This window comes from Streptomyces sp. NPDC007095, from assembly GCF_040634475.1.
In the GTDB taxonomy this organism is placed as follows: domain Bacteria; phylum Actinomycetota; class Actinomycetes; order Streptomycetales; family Streptomycetaceae; genus Streptomyces.
Genome location: NZ_JBEYFS010000285.1, coordinates 1 through 6,638, shown reverse-complemented (window position 1 = coordinate 6,638; position 6,638 = coordinate 1). Strand labels below are relative to the sequence as shown.

Genomic DNA, 6,638 nt, shown 5'->3' with positions numbered 1-6,638 from the left:
GTCTCCATCGGCATACGGCCCTGCTTCGTCGCATCACCCGCCCACACCCGCTGCCCTGTCTCCATCGGCATACGGCCCTGCTTCGTCGCATCACCCGCCCACACCCGCTGCCCTGTCTCCATCGGCATACGGCCCTGCTTCGTCGCATCACCCGCGTCCTGCTGCGGCGTACCGTCCGAAGGGCTGCCGGACGTCGGGTCGGAGGGCGGCGCCGGCTGGACGACGGCATCCGCGGTGAGCGTGTAGTGCTTCGCCAGGGCGAGCAGCACCTGCCGCATATCGTCGGCCATCATCTGAGGGATCTTGTCGGCCTTGCTGACCATGACCAGACCGTTGTCCATCTTGAGGCTGGGGTCCACCTTGATTGCCTCGTTGGCGTACCAGACATCAATGTCGCCGACCTTGGCTATGGCCTCCCGTAGATGCTGTGCGTTGTTCGCCAGCTGCTGCGGGACGTTGTGGTGACCGGTGGCGCCTCCGGAGAGCACGTTGGCCATGGCGGTCACCTGATCGGCAAAGGACCCCATCGTGGCCTTGAACGCATGGGCCGCCTGCCCCTGCCACGGTCGCTCTTCACCCGCCAGCGCGTCGGACTGCTCACTCAGGGACTTGGCTACGTCCTCCAGCACCTTCTGTGTGTAGTAGAAGGCGTTGGCAGCGTCCTGGACCGTCTGCGGGTCGGACAGCGTCAGATCGTACTGGGCGTCATCACCGTCGGCACCACCGGTGATGGCACTCTTGATCTTCCTCCAGTCCCACCCGCTGTAGTCACCGGTAAGATCGACGGCCCCATCGTCGTGGGTACCCTTCGGTTCCTCGTCAGCCATGCCCCTCGAGCTCCCGTCCGCCGCATACTCGTATGGCGCATCGCCCGTACTACGGACGCTGCGCCGCGATCATCTGTGAAAAACCTGTGGCCCCTGTCCGGGGCCTGTGCCGTTCGTCGTCCTGTTTCCCGTCCGTCATGGCCAGCGGCAGCCGACGATCTCTTCCGTCGGTGTACCTGCCCGCTGTCAGCTCACGTGTTGCGCGCCGGCGCGCGGGAGCTTCTGGCGCGCCACGGCCTGGTGGTTCGGTGACACGTCACCGAACCACCACCACCAGTGCGACCGCGCGAGCTCCGCATCTGCGGGCCCGCACAGACCGTCGTGCTCGCCACGGTCAGAGAGGATCCTTCGCCACGGTGGCGATGTATCCCTGGGCGTCTTTCATGAGCCCGGAGAGCTCCTTGCCCGCCTCCCTGTTGAGGTCTTCGAGCGACGAGTACTTGCCGGCCAGATCCCTGATGGCTCGGGCCGTCTTCATCAGCCCCTCCTCCAGATGATGGAGCGCCAGGACAAAGCTGGGCTGCAGACCGGCATCACCCTTGTCCCCGGTCACCGCCTTTTTGAGGTTCTGTGCCTCCGCGAAGCTGTGACCCCCGGGTGCCAGGGGCTTGAGGTTCAGGACCCGGTTGTAGGCGCTGTCGACCGAGTCGGCCAGCACGTCCAGGTTGTCGGCGAACGTCTTGAGCGACGAGGTGTCGACCGACGTATTCTTCCCGGATCCGTCAGTCGCGTTGGCGGGGATCCCGGGGATCGTCGGCAGCCCTCCCGGTTCCACCGTTCCCTGACTGCTGTCGGTGTAGTCGCCGCCCTGGTACTTCTGCGGCGTGTACTCTTCCTCGGTATCCGGGGGAAGAGTGCCATCGGACACGCCGTAGGTCATCGATCAGCACCCCCTCGCGCCATGTAGCGATGTCGTCGCCACGGCTTCACTGATTCCAGATGTTGACGCCGTAGCGCTCGCCGTTGGTGTAGGCGCCGGAGATGTTGCCCAGCGCCGCGCGGGCCTTGAGCGACTGGTCGTGCATCGCCGCCGCCGCCGCGTCCCACTGGATCTTGGCGGCGATGTACGCGTCGCGCACCCCGTCTTCCCACTGGGCGAGGTTCATCTTGGCGCCGTCGTCCAGGGTCTCGAGTGACCTGCTGATGTTCGACGAGATGACTTCCATCTCGCCGCCGACGAACTCCATCTGCTCCAGGGAGACCTCATACGTGGTCATGCTGGTTCCTTTCGTGGAAACGATCTGCGGTTGGGCGCCGACGGACCGGCGCGACGCGGAACGGAGCCCGCGGAAGGGGGATCAGAAACCGGGGAGACCCGCGGACACCGCATTCCGGATTTCGGTGGCCTGGTCGACGGTGTCGGTGTGGATGTTCACGTAGTTGCCGGTGCTCGCCTCGAGCTTCTCGGTGACGATGGCGAGCTGGTCCTGGACCTTCCTGCAGTTCTCCAGCCATAGGTTGAGGGCGCTACGGAAGCCCGCGGCAGCGTCACCCCTCCAACTGGCCGCCAGCGCGGCCTCCTGGTCCGACATGCTGCCGAACGCCCGTTTGGTGTCACCGAGCGCGTCCACGAAGAAGGGGAGGGCCTTCTTCATGCCCTCAATATCTGCGGCCTTGAGCGCCATGGCGAGTCCTCTCGATAGGGATGAGTCGTCGTGCTGTCACACGAGACCCGTTAGTCAATCCTGGCGCGGTACGGCACCCGCGAGGAACGGTGCGCGTTCTTCGTTGCCTTCTGGTACAGGGACCTGTGCCTGCACGTCCCTTTGTGGAATTCCGGGTGCTCCGGGCGCGCCCGGGGCACCCCGCAGACGCAGGTTCGGCGACTTGGCCCGTTCCACGATGCGGTCCGCGAAGCGGTGCGCGCCCCAGGCCCCTTCGGCGGGCGGGCGGCCGACGAGTTGGGCGGTCATGGCGGCGCGGGTGGCCTCGTCGACCTGGTATCCGCGCCCGGTGAGGCGGCGGCGCGCCAGTTCCGCGAGCTCCTCGGCCGAGTAGGCCGGGAAGCGCAGATACTGCGCGAAGCAGCGGGCGAGTTCGTTGCGTTCCCGGAGCACCGCGCTGAGCTCGGAGTCTGCTCCGAACAGCACCAGGGCGGTGCGCGAGGCCCGGGGGACGGCGCGTGCCACGGCGTCCCACACCGCACCGCGCTCGGGGCCGGGCCGGGCGACGAAAGCGGCGTCGAGTTCCACCTCGAGCACCCCGCCTTCCGCTTCGGCGAACAGCGTCGCGACGCAAGCGTCGGCCTGGTCCGACCAGCGGGCCGGGATCTGCGAGAGCGCGGAGCGGTGCACCGCTCCGTTCGCCAGCACACCGGTCTCCGCCAGACACTTCGCGTACAGCGTGGACACCGCACGGCGCCCGCTTCCCCGGTCGCCGGCGAAGACGAGGTTGGTGGCCGGGACGGGGGGTCTGCCGTCACGGCACGATGCCACCAGGTCATTCGTGCGCTTCAGCAGCGCCGCACGGACATCACCCAGGCCGCACAGTCCGGCGAGGCGGCGCATGGCGGGCGGCGGCTCGGCGGGCGCCCGAGGGGCCGTGGGCTGAGGCTGAGGTTGGGACTGGGGCCGGGCGGCGGCCGGAGCCGGGGCGGGGCTCTCGGGCTCCGGGAGGGGCCCCAGGTCCGAGGCCTGCAGCCGGTTCAGCGCGGAGGCGTCGCGGGGCGGGTCGACCGCGAGGCGGGACGCCTGGTTGCTGATCATGGTCTCGAACACCGACCGGGCGACGCGGCCGTTGCCGAACGTCGGCCCCTTGGGGGTGTGCTCGAAGTACTGGGTGAGGGCTTCCAGGGCGGAGTCCTCAAGTCCGTAGTAGTGCTTGTCGCACAGGCCCTGCACGATGGTGACGAGTTCGGGGACCTCGTAGTTGGGGAATGCCACGGTGCGCGAGAACCGTGACGCCATGCCGGGGTTGGATTCCAGGAACTGGTCCATCTGCGCGGAGTATCCGGCCACGATGACGACGATCTCGTCGCGATGGTCCTCCATGAGCTTCATCAGGGTCTCGACGGCCTCCTGGCCGAAGTCGGGGCCGCTGCCCTTGGACTGGTTCGTGAGCGTGTACGCCTCATCGATGAACAGGACGCCGCCGATGGCCTTTTCGAACACCTCGGCCGTCTTGATCGCCGTGCCGCCGATGATCTGGGCGACGAGCCCGGACCGGGCGACCTCGACGATGTGGCCCTTGGTGAGGATGCCGAGTTCCGCCAGGACCGCGCCGTAGAGCCGGGCCACGGTGGTCTTGCCGGTACCGGGCGGCCCGGCGAACACCAGGTGGCGGCTCATCGGCGGCATGGGCAGGCCGAGTTCCTGGCGCCGCTGGGTCATCTTGTTCAGGTTGATCAGCCCGGTGACCTCACGCTTGACGCTCTCCAGCCCGACCAACGCGTCGAGTTCGGCGAGCGGTCCGGTGGCGCCGGGGGCCGAGCGGCGGTCACCGTCCGACTGCTTCCCGCCGGGCTGCCAGGTCCTGCCGGGCCCGCCCGGCGCCCCGGTGGGAGCCCCCTCCTCCTCGCCGTCGCGGAGCCGGTTGAGGCCCGTGCCCCCGTTGTCGGCGACGTCGCAGCGCTCGACGTGGACCGGCTCCTCGGAGTTGCTGCGGATGCCGTCGCCCATGTTGTCGAAGACGGTGCAGTCAGTGAGGTCGGCACGGGCCGACGCCTGGATGTTGACACCGTGCGCCTTGGCATCGTGCACCCGGCAGCCACTCGCGGTGAGGGCTCCGCCGCCGAGCACCCGCACCGCGTCACCGCCGGACCCCGACAACTCGGTATCGCGTAGCACGACCTGTCCGTCGGTCCCCACCAGAACACCGGTCTGCTCGATGACGGACGACTCCACCTCGGCCCGGGCGCCGCCTGACACCGCGATGCCCCAGTCGGCCCCCGTACGCAGCCGCACGCCGTCGAACCGGGCGGTGGAGCTCTCGTTCAGTTCCACGCCGGTGCTCTGGCCGGCGTCGATGTCGCACTGCCGCAGGTCTATGCCGGAGGAGCCGGTCACTCGCAGCCCGGCCGAGCCGTCCCCGACCGACAACTCCTCGAACTGTGCTTTGGCGCCGCCGCTCACCTGCACCGCGGTCCGCGACGCGCCCTCGATGCGCAGCCACTTGAAGACCGCCTCACTGCCGTCGTCCACCACCACGGCCAGCGGGGTGCCGGTGATGGCGCAGTCCTCCAGGCGCGGTCGGGAACCCCCGCTCACGTGGAGGCCGTTGCCTGCGGCGGAGGCCAGCGCGCAACCGCGCAGCACGGGGCTCGCACCCGCGCCGACGTTCACGGACTGCCCGCCCGATCCGGTCAGGGTGCAGTCGGTGAGGGTGGTCAGACCGGTGCTCGTCAGGTAGGCGTCAAGGCTGCTGGACCCCGTGACGGTGACGCCCACCAGCTCCGCCTTGGCCTGCTGCTCCACGACGATGGCGGGCTTCTCGCTGCCGGTGACGGTCGTGGTCTCGACGGTGATGCCACCCTGGCCGTTGACACAGATGCCGTTGCCACGAATGCGTTCCAGGGTGCAGCCCTGCAGCGTGAGCCGTCCGGTCTCGGCGACGACGACGGCGGAGGAGCCCAGGTCCGCGACGGTGGTTGCTTCCACGGTGCTGGCGGTGGACGCGGTCACGACGATCCCGGCGCCACGCGGATTGGTCACCCGGCAGTCGCGGAGCGCCAGCTGACCGGTCTGCCACGCGATCATCGCGGCCCACGCCTCACCGGCCACGGTGCAGTTGTCGAGGGCGGCCTGTCCGCGGCGGACGTCGAGAACGGCGGCCTGCTCGTCGGTGCCGGCAAGCGTGAGACCTGACATGCTCACCGCCTCGGCATCCACGATGACCGTGCTGCCCACCGGCGACTGGAGCCGTACGCTGCCCGGGTCGCCGTCCGCGGACAGCGTGACCGCGCGGGTGAGGGTCAGCGACTCCTGGTAGGTGCCCGGCGCGATGGCGATCAGTGCGCCCTCACCGGCCGCGGCCACCGCCTGGGAAACGGTGCGGTAAGCACCGGACTGGGTCGTGGAGACCTTCAGGACCTGCCGGTTCACGGCGTCGCCCCTTTCTCCGGCACGGGGGCCGAGGACATCGGCTGACGCGGCCTGGCCGCTGGGTTCTGGAGCAGTCCGGGAGGGGCCCCGAAGGCGTCCGCGTGCTCCTCGGGGAGCGGGTCGCCGGCCTGACTGTCGGCGTCGTCCTCGGCCTGCTGCCAGAGGGTGCTGATCTGCTGGAGGCCCGCCAGGGCGATCTCGTCGAGCGGCACTCGCGCGTCGTCGACGCGACCGTGCTGGTCGAACTCCGAGGCGGACAGTTCGCGCAGCATGACGACCGGCCGGGCGCCGTCCACCGAGCTCAGCACCTTGAAGCCGGTGCCCGGCGCGAACAGCACCCGGTCCGGGATGTCCGGCACCAGCATCGAAGTGCGGCGGGCGGTCAGCGACCAGACCAGCACGTCCGTATTGCCAGGCAGGCCACGGCGGACCCCGGATAGTGCCGCGAGGAACGAGTGCTCCCTGACGACCCTGCCCTCGCGGTACCAGGCGTACTCGGCCGGACTGAGCGTGGCCCGCAACGTCGCGGGCCCCCGGTACGACGGCAGGCGGCGCAGCCCGCCGGCGGCGCAGCGCGCCAGTGGGACGTGCGGGCCCGCTGTGCCGGCCCGGATGGCGGCGTCGATCGACGCTGTGGCACCCGTCAGGTAGAGACGGACGGCAGCCAGATCGGTGAGCCCAAAAGCCGATACAGCGGACTCACCCTCTACCAGACCCTCGACGCCATCCAAGACCTGCTGAACTGCTGGACCGGCACCTGCACCACCTGCCA

General features: G+C 69.3%; 5 protein-coding genes and 1 pseudogene. All 6 read right to left on the bottom strand.

All coding sequences use genetic code 11. The annotated features are described in order from the left end of the window. A partial coding sequence (locus ABZ656_RS51145) for a WXG100 family type VII secretion target (protein WP_360278633.1) occupies nucleotides 1-827 on the bottom strand: 827 nt, incomplete at its 3' end. 334 nt (nucleotides 828-1,161) lie between these two features. After that, nucleotides 1,162-1,695 carry a hypothetical protein gene (locus ABZ656_RS51140; protein ID WP_129592440.1) on the bottom strand — a complete coding sequence of 178 codons (534 nt, stop codon included), beginning with the start codon at nucleotides 1,693-1,695 and terminating at the stop codon, nucleotides 1,162-1,164. Nucleotides 1,696-1,753: 58 nt separating this feature from the next. Then, nucleotides 1,754-2,044, bottom strand: a complete 291-nt coding sequence (locus ABZ656_RS51135; protein ID WP_101408609.1) for a hypothetical protein — start codon at nucleotides 2,042-2,044, stop codon at nucleotides 1,754-1,756. Between the two features lie 81 nt (nucleotides 2,045-2,125). Next, nucleotides 2,126-2,452 (bottom strand): WXG100 family type VII secretion target, encoded by a 327-nt coding sequence (locus ABZ656_RS51130; protein ID WP_360278630.1) that lies wholly within the window; start codon nucleotides 2,450-2,452, stop codon nucleotides 2,126-2,128. A gap of 54 nt (nucleotides 2,453-2,506) precedes the next feature. Further along, nucleotides 2,507-5,866 carry a right-handed parallel beta-helix repeat-containing protein gene (locus ABZ656_RS51125; protein ID WP_360278627.1) on the bottom strand — a complete coding sequence of 1,120 codons (3,360 nt, stop codon included), beginning with the start codon at nucleotides 5,864-5,866 and terminating at the stop codon, nucleotides 2,507-2,509. Then, nucleotides 5,863-6,638, bottom strand: a pseudogene (locus tag ABZ656_RS51120) (hypothetical protein); the annotation flags it as partial. The pseudogene ABZ656_RS51120 and the gene ABZ656_RS51125, both read right to left, overlap by 4 nt.

Coding starts and splice junctions, on each gene's coding strand:
- ABZ656_RS51130 (WP_360278630.1), bottom strand. CDS start 2,452: ATGGCGCTCAAGGCCGCAGATATTGAGGGCATGAAGAAGGCCCTCCCC.
- ABZ656_RS51135 (WP_101408609.1), bottom strand. CDS start 2,044: ATGACCACGTATGAGGTCTCCCTGGAGCAGATGGAGTTCGTCGGCGGC.